General features: G+C 72.4%; 11 protein-coding genes. 3 read left to right on the forward strand and 8 right to left on the reverse strand.

The features are described 5' to 3' along the window. Positions 1–5 precede the first annotated feature (5 nt). From ACWD10_RS12115 to ACWD10_RS12140, 6 genes are all read right to left on the reverse strand, one after another. The gene (locus ACWD10_RS12115) at positions 6–1,085 is read right to left on the reverse strand and encodes a PDR/VanB family oxidoreductase (protein WP_451089727.1); all 1,080 of its coding nucleotides are present in this window, start codon (positions 1,083–1,085) and stop codon (positions 6–8) included. A gap of 2 nt (positions 1,086–1,087) precedes the next feature. Further along, positions 1,088–2,047 (reverse strand): metal-dependent hydrolase, encoded by a 960-nt coding sequence (locus tag ACWD10_RS12120; RefSeq protein ID WP_451089729.1) that lies wholly within the window; start codon positions 2,045–2,047, stop codon positions 1,088–1,090. A gap of 134 nt (positions 2,048–2,181) precedes the next feature. Beyond that, positions 2,182–4,197 carry a hypothetical protein gene (locus tag ACWD10_RS12125; protein ID WP_451089731.1) on the reverse strand — a complete coding sequence of 672 codons (2,016 nt, stop codon included), beginning with the start codon at positions 4,195–4,197 and terminating at the stop codon, positions 2,182–2,184. 85 nt (positions 4,198–4,282) lie between these two features. Beyond that, positions 4,283–7,468 carry an alpha-N-acetylglucosaminidase gene (locus tag ACWD10_RS12130; protein ID WP_451090046.1) on the reverse strand — a complete coding sequence of 1,062 codons (3,186 nt, stop codon included), beginning with the start codon at positions 7,466–7,468 and terminating at the stop codon, positions 4,283–4,285. 192 nt (positions 7,469–7,660) lie between these two features. Then, positions 7,661–9,193: a DUF1996 domain-containing protein gene (locus ACWD10_RS12135; protein ID WP_451089733.1), complete on the reverse strand. Its 1,533-nt coding sequence runs from the start codon at positions 9,191–9,193 to the stop codon at positions 7,661–7,663. Between the two features lie 179 nt (positions 9,194–9,372). Further along, positions 9,373–9,717: a hypothetical protein gene (locus tag ACWD10_RS12140; RefSeq protein ID WP_451089735.1), complete on the reverse strand. Its 345-nt coding sequence runs from the start codon at positions 9,715–9,717 to the stop codon at positions 9,373–9,375. Between the two features lie 157 nt (positions 9,718–9,874). On the opposite strand from ACWD10_RS12140, the gene ACWD10_RS12145 reads away from it, so the two are divergent. Together ACWD10_RS12145 and ACWD10_RS12150 are read left to right on the forward strand one after the other, a co-directional pair. Next, complete coding sequence (locus ACWD10_RS12145; protein WP_451089737.1) at positions 9,875–10,252, forward strand: arsenate reductase family protein; 378 nt, start codon at positions 9,875–9,877, stop codon at positions 10,250–10,252. Between the two features lie 118 nt (positions 10,253–10,370). Further along, the gene (locus ACWD10_RS12150; RefSeq protein WP_451089739.1) at positions 10,371–10,841 is read left to right on the forward strand and encodes a hypothetical protein; all 471 of its coding nucleotides are present in this window, start codon (positions 10,371–10,373) and stop codon (positions 10,839–10,841) included. Between the two features lie 51 nt (positions 10,842–10,892). Here ACWD10_RS12150 and ACWD10_RS12155 read toward each other — a convergent pair whose 3' ends face one another. Continuing rightward, on the reverse strand, positions 10,893–11,843 hold the full coding sequence (locus ACWD10_RS12155) for a Gfo/Idh/MocA family protein (RefSeq protein WP_451089741.1): 951 nt from the start codon (positions 11,841–11,843) through the stop codon (positions 10,893–10,895). A 222-nt stretch (positions 11,844–12,065) separates the two neighbouring features. Between ACWD10_RS12155 and glnII the strand changes: the two genes are divergently transcribed. Further along, on the forward strand, positions 12,066–13,100 hold the full coding sequence (glnII, locus tag ACWD10_RS12160) for a glutamine synthetase (RefSeq protein WP_451089743.1): 1,035 nt from the start codon (positions 12,066–12,068) through the stop codon (positions 13,098–13,100). A 115-nt stretch (positions 13,101–13,215) separates the two neighbouring features. Here glnII and ACWD10_RS12165 read toward each other — a convergent pair whose 3' ends face one another. After that, entirely contained in the window at positions 13,216–14,700 is a 1,485-nt protein-coding gene (locus tag ACWD10_RS12165; protein WP_451089745.1) for a PepSY-associated TM helix domain-containing protein, read from the reverse strand.

The raw sequence follows: 14,700 nt of genomic DNA on the forward strand, positions 1-14,700 counted from the left end.
CACCCTCACATGTCGAGGACCAGACGCTCACCACGCGCCCGCGAGACGCAGATGAGCATCGAATCGGTGCGTTCGGCGTCGCCGAGCAGCTCGTCCCGGTGGTCGATCTCGCCCGCCAGGACGCGCTGTTGGCAGGTGCCGCAGAATCCCTGCCTACAGGAGTACGGCGTGTTCGGCAGCTCCTTCCGTACGGCGCTGAGAACCGTCTCGTCCGCGGCCACGGCCACCGTGGTGCCGGTGCGCCGCAGTTCGACCTCGAAGGCTGTGTTGGACGAAGTGTCCTCCCTGGCCGCGGGCGTGAACCGCTCCAGGTGCAGCGTGCACCCGGCGGGCAGCGCGGCGGCGACCGCGTCCATCAGCCCCTCGGGGCCGCAGCAGTACACGGCCGCGGCAGGTGGCATTCCGGCGAACAGCCCGGCCAGGTCGGGCCGTCCCTCCTCGTCCTCGGCGACCACCCGCACGCGCTCGGGCCCGCCGAGCTTCTCGACCTCCTCGACGAACGGCATCGACGCACGCGTACGCCCGCCGTACAGCAGCCGCCACTCCGCCCCGGACTCCTCGGCCGCGCGTAGCATCGGCAGGATTGGCGTGATCCCGATGCCGCCCGCCACGAAGACGTACGCATGCGACGGGGCGAGCGGGAAGCGGTTGCGGGGGCCGCGGACCTCGACCTCCATGCCCGCGCGGAGCCGCTCGTGCACCTCGCGGGAGCCGCCGCGGCCGCCCGCCTCCTCGGGGATCAGGCGGGTGGCGACGGTGTACGCGGACGTATCGGCGGGGTCGCCGCACAACGAGTACTGCCGGACGGTGCCGGACGGCAGCACCAGGTCGAGGTGCGCGCCCGGTTCCCAGGGCGGCAGGGGTGTCGACTGATCGCCGGTCAGGCGGAGTTGGACGACCCCGTCGGCGGGCTCGGTGCGTTCGGCGATACGCAGCCGCATCGCACGACTCCGGGGGCGACCGGAGATGGGCTGCTCAAGGGCGGGCAGCGGCCACAGCGGTGCGCGGTCGATACGGCGCCGCAGCGCCCGCCTGGCGAGCAGCGCGGCACCGGCGGCGACGGCGAGGGTACGGAGCCGGGGCATGATCAGGCGGCTCCCTCGGAGGTGGGGGCATGGGCCTTGGCGGGCGCGGTCGCCGTCCCCTGCTCGCGCGCTTCGGCGGCGGTCGCGGCGGGGGAGGAGGCGAGATAGGCCATGGCCTGCGCGGTGGAGCCCTCCTGCGAGGGGTGGTAGGCGCGCGCCAGATAGCGCGGGATGGAGCGGACCATGGCGCCGGTGGACGGCAGTACGCCCTCGCGGCCCTTGGCGAAGAACTCCCGGAACGAGGCCCGGCCCTCGGTGAGCGTCGGGTCGTTCGCCATGAAGAACCGGGCCCCGCGCTGCCACAGGAACACCAGGGCGCTGAACGCCGTGGCCCAGGTCCGCACCCGGCGGCTGTAACTGCCGTCGAGGTGCATGAACAGCTCGAAGGCGACGGAGCGGTGCTCGACCTCCTCGGCGCCGTGCCAGCGCAGCAGGTCGAGCATGGTGGGGTCGGCGCCCCGGCGGTCGAGTTCGTCGGCGTTGAGGACCCAGTTGCCGAGGAACGCGGTGTAGTGCTCGATCGCCGCGATCATCGCGACGCGTTCGAGCAGCCACCACTTGCGGGCCTTGCCGGGCGGCAGGGTCCGGTCCCCGAGCAGCTTCTCGAAGAGCCAGTCGACCTGCGCGGTGTACGGCGTGGGGTCGAGCCCCTGCTCGCGCAGGTGCGGCAGGACCTCGTCGTGGGCCTGTGAGTGCATCGCCTCCTGGCCGATGAACCCGATGACGTCCTCGCGCAGGCGGTCGTCCTTGATGTACGGCAGGACCTGCTTGTAGACATGCACGAACCAGCGCTCGCCGGCGGGCAGCAGCAGATGCAGCACATTGATGGTGTGCGTGGTGAAGGGGTCGCCCGGGATCCAGTGGAGCGGCGTCTCCTCCCACGCGAAGGAGACCTTGCGTGCCTTGAGCGCTATGTGCTCGGAGGCGACGGGCTGGGGAAGCCGGGCCTGCGTATTAGACATGGCGTCAATGTACTGACGAGTACGCGACTGGCAACACCCTTGTGCAGTGATTGTTCGGGCGGCTGGGGCCCCGTCTTCCCGATCTTCCCGATCTTCGTGAATCGGGTGGATCGGGTGGATCGGGAAGACGCCCCCTAGCGCAGCGACTCCACCCGCGCCCCGCTCGCCGTCTTCCCCGACAGTTCCGCCCGCGCCCCTTCCTGCGCCCGCACGGCGAGCCGGTGGCCCCGCGCCGTCCCTTGTACGCCGCCCGTGGCCGTCACCGACGCGATGTCCCGGCTGCCCGCCGCGAGCACGTACCAGTTGCCGGAACGTGCCTTCCACAGCACGCCCGCGAGGACCCGCGGCTCGCGGGGACCGCAGGACGGCGCGCCCTCGGCCTTCGCCGCGATCGCGCCCGTGTCCTTGCCCGGCGCCTGGAACTGGGCGAACACCCGGCCGCCCGTGCCCCGCCAGGTCTCGGCGCGGGTGCACACCCAGGTCGCGGTGCCGTTGGCCTCGGGGAGCCGCTGGCTCGCGTACGCCCAGGAGTTGACCGAGCGCACGCCGTGCGCGCGTACCGCGGGCAGCAGGCAGGCCGTGCGGGCCCAGCTCGACCGGGCCGCTGGTGTGTTCACCTCGCGGGGCGCCTCCGGGCGGCCGCCCGTCAGATGGGCCGGGACCAGCTCGCCCAGGTCCGTGAGCAGGCGGGGGCCCGAGGCGTCACGCAGCTCCAGGGAGTTCACCTTGCCGCAGTCGCGGTCCTGGGCCGGGCTCGCGACCGGCGCCGTCACGCCGTCCGCCGAGCGGGCCAGGCGGCGGGCCGGTCCGTCCGGCGCGCGCAGGTCGCGTACCGCCGCGCTGCGCACCCAAGGCGCCGTCAGATAGCGCACATTGCCGTCCGAGCGGGCCACCACCACCGCCGTGGACGAGGCCGCGTCCGCTCCGTCCACGCGCGCGAAGTCGAGCGCCGCGCCGCCCTCGCCCTCGACCGGCTCGGCGTACCGCACGACCCGCAGGCCGTCGTGGAGCAGCACCACACGCGCGCCGTCCACCTCGCCCGCGTACAGGAGCTGCGGCGGTCCGGGCGGGGCGCCCGACGGGGTGCCCGGGGTCGCCGACACCTGCACCGTTCTGCCGGGCCGCGCCCAGACGGCGAGGGCGCGGCGGAGCAGGCCCTGGTCGTCGGTGAGCGAGCCGCGCGCGGGCCAAACGGAGAAATCGGTGCGCGTCGAGCGCTTCCAGGTGGTGGCCTTCTCCCGGCTCAACCGGTCCGGATCCAGGGCGGCTTCGGCGGCCGGGTTCCGCGCGTACGGCGGGGCGGCCGCGCCGTCCGGACCCCAGCCCTCGCCCGGCAGGCCGAGCAGCGCACCGCAGACGAGGACGGCGGCGGTGGCCGCGAGCGCGGCCTTCGTGTGCTGGCGGCGCCGCATCAGATCGGTCGGTCTGGCCTGGAGCGAGCACGGGTCGAACTCGGGGGACTCCAGGAGCGCGCGGGCGTCCCTGCCGCCGGGGCCGTGCGGTCCGAGCGGGCCGCCGGGTGCCGCGACGCCGTCGGCCTCGGCGAGCGCCGCGTGCGGGTCCTCGACCCCGGCGGCGTCCAGAATGCGGCGTACCCCGGAGTCCGGCAGGCGCTCCAGGCCGCGCAGCACGAAGGCGGCGCGGGCCGGGCCGCTGAGCGCGGAGAGCCGCTGGTCCAAGGCGAGTTCATCGGCGCCGCCGGAGCGCGGGAACAGCTTGAGGCCCCACACCTGCGGCAGCGGCGGCGGCACCGCGAGCCGCTTCCGCCAGGTCCTTCGGCTCCGCGGAAGCCCCGCCTCCACGGCGCTGCGCACGACCCGGAGCCGCACGTACCCGTACCCCGGGTCGCCGTCGCTCTCGCCCAGGCCGTCGCCCTCGCCGCCGCGCGGCCCCGGGATGACGGGGGCGTCCGGGGCAACGGCGGCGGCCCGGCCCCGGGGCAGGGCACGCTGCGTGAGGGCGTGCGCGGTCAGGACGCGGCGGGTGCGGCCGAGGGTCGCGGGAAGCACGAGGTAACCGAGACGCACCAGGCGCGGGTAGTGCTCGACCAGGGCGGCCTCGGCCTGCTCCAGGTCGACCAACGGACCGGGAGAGCCCGAGGATTCGGGCTCGGGCGCGGCGGGACGGGTGACGGTTTCCGGTGAACTCACGTTCAGCAAAACGAGCGAATCGTCCGATGGTCACCCCAGCGGTGGGTGGCAAGGGAGTTCGGCCCCTGCCACCCGGTGGGCGAGCTCAGTCGAGGGAGAAGCCGCTGAACTCCACCGTGCCGCGCGACCCGCTCCCGCCGTGCGCCGCCGACATGAAGATCCCCACGTCCTGGGCGGCCGCGGCCCCGGGCACCGGCACCGCGGCGACCGTGCGCCACGTCGCCCCGTCGTCCATGGAGCACTCGCCGCGGCAGCCCTCCGCGGTGCGGGTCAGGCGGAGCAGTACCGGCGCCTTGATGCCGGTGATACGGCGGTACGTGTCCAGGGTGCCGTCGCCGTTGCTGTCGTAGGAGAGGACGACACCGTTGGACGGAGTGACCGACAGGTTGACGAAGCCCGGGGAGCCCGTGGTGGCAAGGGAGTTGCGGGCGACGAGGCCCGCGCGCGCCCAGGGGCCGGTGTTCTCCTGGGCGTCGACCGCGACCGTGACCGTCACGCCGTCCTCGAACACTCCGGCGCGGTAGGCCGTGCCGAACTCGGCCGTCCCCTTCCAGAGGTCCTGCCCGCCGCCGTTGACGCCGTACTTCTGTTGCAGCTGTCCGAAGACGGCGCCGTTGTTGGTGTAGGTGCGCCACGCGTCGTCGAGCGGCCCGGCGACGTACAACGTGCCCTTGTGGACCGTCGTGACCCGGCGCTCGCCCAACGGGCCGTATGTGGCGCTCAGTTCGTAGGGCAGCGGGGTGAGCGGCCTTGTCAGGGGCTTGTCGGGGGCCGTGGCGCGCCAGCGGACCGTGCCGCTGCCGGCCTCGGGGACGGACGGCAGCTCCATGGCTCCCTCCGGCTCGGCCTCCAGGCCGTCCCCGGTGGTGAACGTGAAGTCGACGCGTCCGGTGGCGCGCAGGCCGTTGACGTTGGTGAATTCGGCCGCCACGCGCGCGTGCCCGCCGGGCGGGAAGGCGGCGGGTTCCGCCGAGACCGCGACCCGGCCCTGATAGGCCGCGCGCGAGAGGGTCTGATGGACACGTCTCGCGGTGCGGTGGGCGTCGTTCGGCGGGCGCAGCGGGTACTCCTTGCGCTCGCGGGTCCAGGGCTCCTCGATGGCGTACCAGTCGAACGTCTTCGGCTTCCGGCCCGCCGCGAGCGCGTCCTCGAGCTCGTCCAAGTACGCCTGCCACTGCGGCAGATGGAAGTCGCCGATCAGGCCCTGCCAGTCCCGGTTGGCGTAGTTCGCGAGCCGTCCGCCGTCCGCCGTGACCCGGTCCGCCCAGGTGGTGACCAGGGTCCGGGCGGTGCGCTCAAGCCGCGCCGCTTCGGTCGTCGAGGACGCCATCCGCTTGGCGTCCTCCAGCCAGGGCCCGAGCAGGAACGCCCGGTGCGCGCCGGACATCTCCTCGCTGAGCCGCATCAGCGTCAGCCACAGACGGGCGAGCGACTTGAAGGTGTCCTGATCCTTGCGCGCGTACGCCGCCTTCAGCTGTGGAAGCAGTTGCCAGGAGCGGTTGGCGAGGGCCTGCCGGGCCAGGTCGGTGAGGTCGTAGCGGTAGGCGTCCGAACCGCGCAGCGACTCCTGCACCCCGAGCAGCGCCGCGAACGCCTTGTCGAAGCCGCCGGGCGGGAAGGCGGGGGTGTGCGTGGCGTAGTGCGTACCGGAGTTGGCGGACAGGCTCGGGCGCGCCGCGAAGATCGAGTCGTGCGGGCGGCCGTCCTTGCTGGTGATCTTGTACGCGGTGTCGCGCAGCGCGGCGAACGCGGCGCGGGCCTTCGCGTCGCGGCCGCCGTAGCGCAGATCCGCATAGTCCTGGAACCACCGTGTCCGGTCCACCGCCTCCTCGCGCCAGGCGAGTTCCGTGAAGAGTTCGAGGGCGGCCGGGTCGCGGTCGGAGGCCTCCGGCATGTACGCGGTGCCCGCGAGCGCCGAGCCGTCCTTGTCCCGCCAGTCGGTGAACCGCTCCGTCCACATATGGGTCTTGGCGCCGATGGTGGTGCGGCCGCCGAAGTTCGGGATGGTGCCGAAGGCATAGGGCGCGCCGCCCCAGTCCTCCTCGCGGTCGGTGACCGTCTCCAGGTCGGACAGGCCGTCCACGATGAGGAGACGCCGCTTGTCGAGGGCGTCGATGAGGTCGCGGCGGGGGTTCTCCTGCCAGCCGAGGATCTCCCAGGTCGCGCCGGGCCGCGCCTTCTGGAGCGCCTTCTCGACGGCGCGCGCGGCGTCCGGCACCGGCACATCGCCCGGGTCGCCGCCCTCGTGCAGGAGGTCCATCTTGAAGTGCTTGATCTCGCCGAAGAGGTCGGCCTGGTGGCGGTAGAAGGCCGCGGCCACGCGCTCGAACACGTCGGTGCGCGGATCCAGCCAGTCCGGTCTCTTCAGGCCCGCCCACTTGCCCTGCGGGACGGTGCGGGCGCCCGGGTTGCGTTTGGCGAAGCCGTCCGGGACGGTGCCGAAGTAGCCGGGGTGCACGGGGTGCATGCCGAGCTCGCGCAGCCGGTCGGCGATGCGGCGGCCGAGCTTGGCCCGCTTCGCGATGAGCTCCGGACTGAGCGGGCCGCCGTACGCGCTCATGTTCTGCAGCAGCCACCACGGCTGGTGCGAGGGCGCGGGCAGCCAGGCGCGGGCCTCGGCATCGGAGTACCCGAAGTCCTTCAGGAGCCGGTGATAGACCGCTTCCTGACCGGCCGTCACCAGGACCTCGTTGCAGCCGTGCAGCGCCAGTACGTCGATCAGGCGCTCCCAGTGGGCCCAGTCGGCGTACGGGGCGGTGTAGCCGTCGTGCGTGTCGTTGAAGACAAAGCGGTGCGGGACGGTCGCCCTGCGCTCCAGGGGCCGGTCGGGTACGGGCAGCCGGGCGGGCAGGTCGAGCTGGGTGCCGGACCAGGAGATCACCGCCCCGCAGACGTACTTCAGATACCAGTGGACGCCGGTGAGGACGGCGGCGGGCGTGGTGCCCGCGACGGTGACCCTGGGGACGGCGCCTTTCGTGGTGCCTGAGTCGGCGTCACCAGCAATACCGGTAAGACCGGTTACCCGGAAGCGATCGTCGTCCCCTACCAGAGGTACGACGGTGAACTGGTCCGCGTGGTCCGGAAGGAGCCGGCGGAGCGCCGCCCGGGCGGGGCCGAGATCTACGGCCCCGCTCCGGGCGGGGCGCGGGACGGTGGGTCCGGTGGGTCCGGTGGATTCCGAGGCGGCGGCCGGCACCGCGGCGCCGAGCGCGGTGCCGAGCCCCAGGGCACCGGCGGTGCCGAGGACGCCCCGACGTGACGGTTCTGCCATCTCTGCCATGAATGTGCCCCCCTGCGTCGACTTGTGCGGTGCGGCGCACGGTAACCGGAGGGTCCCCGCCGCTCAACGAGACGTGCGGAGGTGGCGTGTTCGTGTCGGCCGACTGGGGAGGGGGTTGACGTCCGGGCCGGGGCCACACGAGTGGCATGCGTGGACCACGCGGCCCAGGGGGCAGGGTCAGGGTCAGGAGCAGCGGCGGCCGTCGTTGATGCAGTCGGTCAGCTCCCGCATCAGCTCCTCGTCGAAGACGTTGATGAAGTCGCCGTGGTCCGTCACCGGCTTGTGCAGCTGCTCCGGGAAGGAGTCCACCGCGAAGTTGGGCTGCGGCGCCACGTCGTACACGACCCGCTGGACCAGCTGCGGAATCGCCTGGAAGCCCTGGGGGCAGGCGCCGTTCTCGTCGGCGAACGCCACGTGCGTGCGGTGGTTGGCGCTGTCGGTGTTCTGACCGTCCCAGCAGCTCTGGAAGCGGAAGGTCCGCACCACGTTGCTGCCCTCGGGGCACAGCGGGTACTTGTCGGTCAGCTGCCGGTCCTCGAAGCCGGTGCAGCTCCAGGAGGCGTTGGCCTCCGCATCGCCGTTCGTGAACGCCTTGGCGTCGCCGGTGATGATGCGCAGGAACCGCGGCATCGGCACGACCTCGCCGACCGGGCTGCCCCGGAACTCCGTGGTGACCTCGGTGGGGGTCTGGATCTGCCCCACGTTGTGGTCGTTGCCGCCGCCGTCGGCGTTAGCGTCCTCCTCGTCCTGACCGTTCTGGACCCGCAGGACGGGCCAGTAGTACGTGGAGCGGTCGCCCTGGTTGCGGCAGCTGGTGTCGCCGTTCGCGAGGTCCTCGTCGTCGGAGAAGGCGTCGGTGGCCTGGTTGCCGATGTAGTCGTGCATGTGGTGCGCGCCGTTGGGCACGCCGGGCGCGACGATGACGTTGTCCGGGTTGCGCTTGCCGTTCTCGTTGACGCCGCAGTCGGTCGTGAAGGAGCCGCGCGAGGCGTTCTCGCCGGGCTCGGGTTGCTCGTTGTTGGGCTCTACGGAGCGGATGTCGGCGAAGTCGTCGGGGGAGGGGCCGTTTCCGGCGCCGCCTCCGTGACCGCCGCCGTGGCCTCCTTCGGCGCCGTCGCCGGTGTTGTCACCCTGGCCGTCGCCTTGGCCGTCGCCTTGGTTGTCACCCTGGCCGTCGCTTTGGTTGTCACCTTGGCCGTCGGCCTGTCCGTCACCGCCGTCCTGCTGGACCTGGCCTTCCTGCGGTACGGATCCGCGCAGCGTGCACGGGGCCAGGGCGTCGAAGTTGTCGGGCATGCGGCCCCCGGCCTGCTCCACGGCGCCCGCGATGCGGTCGAGGGAGGCCCGGCGCTGCTTCTCCAGGGGGCCGAGCACCGACTCCTGCGCTTCCTGCGCTCCGCCGGATCCCTGGACGTATTGGAAGTACGCCTCGCCGACCTGGCGGTCCATGGCGGCGAGTTGGCGGTCCACGGTGAGCCGTGCCCGCTGCGGGACCTCCACTAATTCGAGGGAGGGGTCGGGGCAGTCGACGGTGGCGGCCTGTGCCGCCCGCTGCTGGTCGGACTGTTGTCGGGTCTGTTGTTCCGGTGGCGGATCCTGGCCCGCGGAGGCGTAGCCGTTGGCGAGGGCGAGGCCGCCGCCGCCCAGGAGCAGGGCCGCTGCGGCGGCTATCGCCCGGGCGGCGAGTGTCGGTCGTTTCCGTGATGTGCGTCCCATGGGCCTGCATACGTAACGCGGGCCCGTCGTGTTCAACTGCGCCCCAGCTCCACCCCCGAAACCCGGGAGTGGAGCAGGACGCCAACGCGCGGCACCACAGCCAGTGGTGCCCGTTGTGCGCGCCCGTCGCCTCAGCGACGGGTGTTGACCGGCTGTGCTGCATCACCGGCTGTACTGCATCACCTGCTGTACCGCATCAGTGCCCGCACCATGTGGCAGGTGATCTCCGAGGGCCGGTGCACGCCGACGAGTTCGGCGGTGCTGCGTATCAGGCGGTCGTGGGCCTGCTCCGGGCGGTAGACACCCGAGTCGAGCAGGGCGATCGCGAGGCGCATGGCCTTCAGACGGCGGTTGTGCCTGATGTACCACTCCCGCGGCCGGCCGGCGGGCAGCGGCTTCTTCAGGAGAGGCGTGTACGGCAGGTCGATGGACCGGGACTTCGTGGTCCTCGAAGTAGTCGCGGTTGCGGCGGACTTGGTCGACTCGGCGGACTTGGCGGACAGTACGGCAGCGGCCATGGGCATCCTCCTGGGGTGGTCGGGAGGCCGCACCTCGCCGTGCGACCCATCTCGAACACTGCTTCTATTCTACGGCCGACCACTGACAAAAGGCCCTGGCCACAAGGGCTTTGACGGTCCGCGGGGACCGCCCCTGAGCGGACGATTCCCTTACGCTTACGCCATGGAGATCTGGATCAACCCGGCCTGTTCGAAGTGCCGCAGCGCCATCAAGCTGCTCGACGAGGAGGGCGCCGACTACACGGTGCGCCGCTACCTGGAGGACGTACCGTCCGAGGGCGAGATCCGCGACGTACTCGACCGACTCGGCCTCGAACCGTGGGAGATCACCCGCACCCAGGAGGCGGACGCCAAGGAGCTCGGTCTCACGGACCGCGAGACCTGGCCGCGCGAGCCCGCCGCCCGTGACCGCTGGATCGCCGCGCTCGCCGCCCACCCCAAGCTGATCCAGCGCCCGATCATCACCGCGGACGACGGCACGGCGGTCGTCGGGCGCTCGGAGGAGTCGGTACGGGAGGCACTGGGCCGGGGCGGCGCGTAGGGCAGGTGCGCCAGCGGACGGCATCGGCTCGTCTCGTCCTTTCGGTCAGGGCGAAAGGCCCGTAAATGGTCCTTGCTGACGACCGAAATTTCCTGGAACGTCCGTAACCTTTGAGGGCATGCGCAACTGGATGTTCGGCGGCGTGTACGGGACCGTCCTGGCCAGTGCCCTCCTCGCGGCGCTCCAGCGCACCGGTCACAGCTACACCCCCTTCTACGACGCCTCCTGGGTCCTGGTGACCGCGGGCACCGCCGCCCTCGCGCACGGCTACGCGCACCACATGGCGACGCACGCCGAGGGCTCGGGCGGCCACCGCTGGCGGCAGCTGGGCCTTGCCCTCGCCGGGGAGTGGCCCCTGGTCGTGGCCTGTCTGCCCACGGTGGCGCTGCTCGTGGCGGCGGGCTTCGCCGACTGGCCCGAGGAGGCCGTGTCCACGATCGGCCTGTCCGCCAACGCGGGCCTGCTCTTCGCCTGGGGCGCCGTGGCCGCGCTGCGCGTGGGCTACCGGCGCCGCTCGGCGGTGGCCATCGGCGGCGCGGACGCCGCCATCGGGCTGCTGATCGCGGGCGCCAACGCCTTGATCAAGTAACCGCCGGGCGCCAACGCCCCGGTCAGGTAAGCGCGGGCGCCGACGCCCCACTCACGTAAGCACGCCTTCCGCCTCCGTCAGGATCTCCGTGACCCGTAGCCCGAAGCGCACGTCGCACGGGTGCGGGATGCCCGTGTCCGCCGAGTCCAGGAGGGCGTCTACGGCGCGTCCGTACGAGTCGGCCGGGCCGTCGCCCCATACCTCGGGCAGCTGGGCCACGCCCGCGTCACCGCGCAGCTCGACCGTCACGCCGCCCGCCTTCTCCGGCGCCGTGAGCGTGAGCGTCGCCACGCTGGACGCCCCCGAGGCGTGCCGCAGGAGCAGGTGCGCGGTGTCCTCGGGGCCGGGTGCCGCGCTCACCCCGGTGACGTCGCCGAGCACCGGGAGCAGCACCGACAGGGCGTGCGGGCCCACGTCCCACAGGGCGCCCTTCTCGTGCCGCCAGGGCGACTCGGTCGCCGCGCTGCGGCCGCTGCCGGGCGCGTAGATGGAGCCGAACCAGTCGGCGCGGGCGGTGAACCAGCCCTTGGCGGCGGTCTGTTCGTCGAGCCACGGCCCGACCGCGGCGGCGAACCGCAGCGTGAAGAAGACCACGGAGGCCACGCCCGCCGCCGTGGCCGTGTCCGCGAGCTCCCGCGCCCGCGGCAGCGAGGTCGCCACCGGCTTGTCGAGCAGCAGATGGCAGCCCGCCCGCGCGGCCCGCGTCGCGAGCTCGGCCTGGACGTCCGGCGGCAGGGCACAGGCGACCGCGTCCACCTCCTTGAAGAGGGCGTCGACGTTGTCGTACGCGCGCGTGCCGAGGGTCTCCGCGAGGGCGCCCGCCGCCTGCGGCCTGCGTCCCCAGACGCCCACGAGGTCGATGCCGGGGTGCGCGGCGAGCGCGGGCCCGTGCACGCGCTGCGCCCAGGGGCCGGTGCCGAGCAGGGCCGTGCGGACGGGCGGCCGCTTGCGCGGGTGACGGTCGGTGGTGTGCTCACGAGGGTCGCGGTCGGTGGTGGCCATGGGGTCCAGTCTCCGGTATACGAACGCCCCGCCGTACCCCCTTATCGGCCTGTATACGATGCCCCGCGCGGCGCCGGGGCAGGCCCTCCCAGTGCTGGTGGGGCGGGTGAGCGAGCCGCGTTACATGGGGTTCACAGTCGAGCAACGGTCGGGAAATCGCGGGTTGCCAGGCTGCGACCGCAGCGCGACACAAGCCCCGCAAGCCCGTAAAGGATGACGCCCGTGACGTTCAAGGCCGAATACATCTGGATCGACGGCACCGAGCCGACGGCGAAGCTGCGTTCCAAGACGAAGATCCTCACGGGCTCCGCTTCCAGCGACGTCGCCGAGCTGCCCATCTGGGGCTTCGACGGTTCCAGCACCAACCAGGCCGTGGGCCACGCCTCCGACTGCGTGCTCAAGCCGGTCTTCTCCTGCCCGGACCCGATCCGCGGCGGCGACGACATCCTGGTCCTCTGCGAGGTCCTGAACACGGACATGACCCCGCACGCCACCAACACCCGGGCGCAGCTGACCGAGGTCGCGGAGCGGTTCGGCGGCCAGGAGCCGATCTTCGGCATCGAGCAGGAGTACACCTTCTTCAAGGGCTCCCGCCCGCTCGGCTTCCCCGAGGGCGGCTTCCCGGCCGCGCAGGGCGGCTACTACTGCGGCGTCGGCGCGGACGAGATCTTCGGCCGTGACATCGTCGAGGCGCACCTGGAGAACTGCCTGAAGGCGGGCCTCGGCATCTCCGGCATCAACGCCGAGGTCATGCCGGGCCAGTGGGAGTTCCAGGTCGGCCCGCTGTCCCCGCTCGAGGTCTCCGACCAGCTGTGGGTGGCCCGCTGGCTGCTCTACCGCACCGCCGAGGACTTCGAGGTCTCGGCGACCCTCGACCCGAAGCCGGTCAAGGGCGACTGGAACGGCGCGGGCGCGCACACCAACTTCTCCACGAAGGCGATGCGCGAGGGCTACGACGCGATCATCACCGCCTGCGAGTCCCTCGGTGAGGACTCCAAGCCGATGGACCACGTCAAGAACTACGGCGCCGGTATCGACGACCGCCTCACCGGTCTGCACGAGACCGCCCCGTGGAACGAGTACTCCTACGGCGTCTCCAACCGTGGCGCCTCGGTCCGTATCCCGTGGCAGGTCGAGAAGGACGGCAAGGGCTACATCGAGGACCGCCGCCCGAACGCGAACGTCGACCCGTACGTGGTGACGCGGCTCATCGTGGACACCTGCTGCACGGCTCTGGAGAAGGCCGGTCAGGCCTGAGCGAGGTCTGAGTAACCGAGGTCCGAGTAACTACTGAAGGGGCGCCCGTCTCGTAACGGGCGCCCCTTCTGTACGTACGTGTTTCGCTTCCGGCGCTGCTACGTACCCGGCGCTTCTACGTACGTACGGAACGGGCGCGGCCGCGTACCGCCATCAGCGCATCGAGCACCAGGAACGCCACCAGGCTCACACCAAGGAGCGGCACGAACCAGGCGACCACCGCCGTGACCGCGAGCAGCGGCACCAGGACCGGCAGCGGCACCCGCCGCCAGGCACCCCGCGGTATCGGCCGCCCGAAGCTCGCCTTCCGCTCCCTGGTCGGGCGGCGCAGCCACCACATCCGGTAGCCCCAGACGATCAGGAGCACCGTGGCGAGCATCAGCGCGGCGAGCGCGAGCTGGTTGGGCAGGCCGAGGAAGACGCCCATGTGCGCGTCGATGCCGACCCGGGTGAGCTTGGCGAGCAGCGGGTAGTCCGCGAACCTCACCTCGTCGAGCACCTTCCCGTCGGCCGGGTCGACGGCCACCGAGTCGAGGTGGACGGGGAATTGGGCGTCGGTCTCCTTGACGACGTAGCCCTGCCCGTCGACCGGCAGGATCACCGACACCTTCCCGTCGACGCCCTTGCCACGGGCGATCTCCAGGGCCCGGTCGACGCCGATGTCCGCACCGCGCCCGGAGCCGCCGGTACCGCCGGTACCCCCGCCGTGCCCGGCGTGGCCCTCGTGCCCTTCATGGCCGCCGCCCGCACCCGCGCCGCTCGCGAGCGTGGCGTCGACGACGGGCGTGGCCCCGCCGAGCTGTGCCTTGAACGTGTCGATATTGGCGCCCGCGTACTTCGACCAGGTCAGGCCGGTCGCCGAGAGCGCCACAAGCCCGATCGCCGCCCACAGGCCGACCGCGCCGTGCCAGGACAGGGTGCGGGCCCGCCCCTTCTCCGCGCCCTTGCCGGGTACGACGAGGTCGCGCCGCCGGGCGCGGCGGCGTCCGAACCACAGGGCGACGCCGCCGAGCGCGACCACCCACAGCCAGCTGGCGGCGAGTTCGCTGTAGTTGCGGCCCAGCTCGCCCAGGTGCAGATCGCGGTGCAGCTCGTCGATCCAGGTGCGCAGCGGCAGCGCGCCGGAGCTGCCGTAGCTGGCCAGCTCGCCGCGGATCTCGGCGGTGTACGGGTTCACGAACACCGCGAGCTCGCGGTCCTCGGGCACGTCCGGCGAGGCGAAGAGCACCCGCGTCGTGGCGCCCTCCTCGGCCGGCGGCCACACGGCCGTGACGGTGCCCTCGGGGTGTGCCTTGCGGGCGGCGGCGACCTGCTCGCTCAGCGGCACGGTCTCATCCCCGACGGGGACCCGCAGCTCGTGCCGGTGGACGACCTTCTCGGCCTGGAACGAGAGCGCGTACAGCATCCCGCTCACGGCGGCGACGAGCAGGAACGGGGCGATGAGCACCCCGGCGTAGAAGTGGAGGCGGAGGAGCAGCGGGCGGAGCGCGGCCCAGGCGCCCGGACGGCGCTCGCCGCCGTCGCCCTGCCCCTTCGTATCTGGTGTATCTGGTGGATTTTCTTCGGCGATGTCCGGCTCGTGCCGGTTGTCAATGGCCAT

The sequence above is a fragment of the Streptomyces sp. NPDC002851 genome (genome assembly GCF_053591935.1).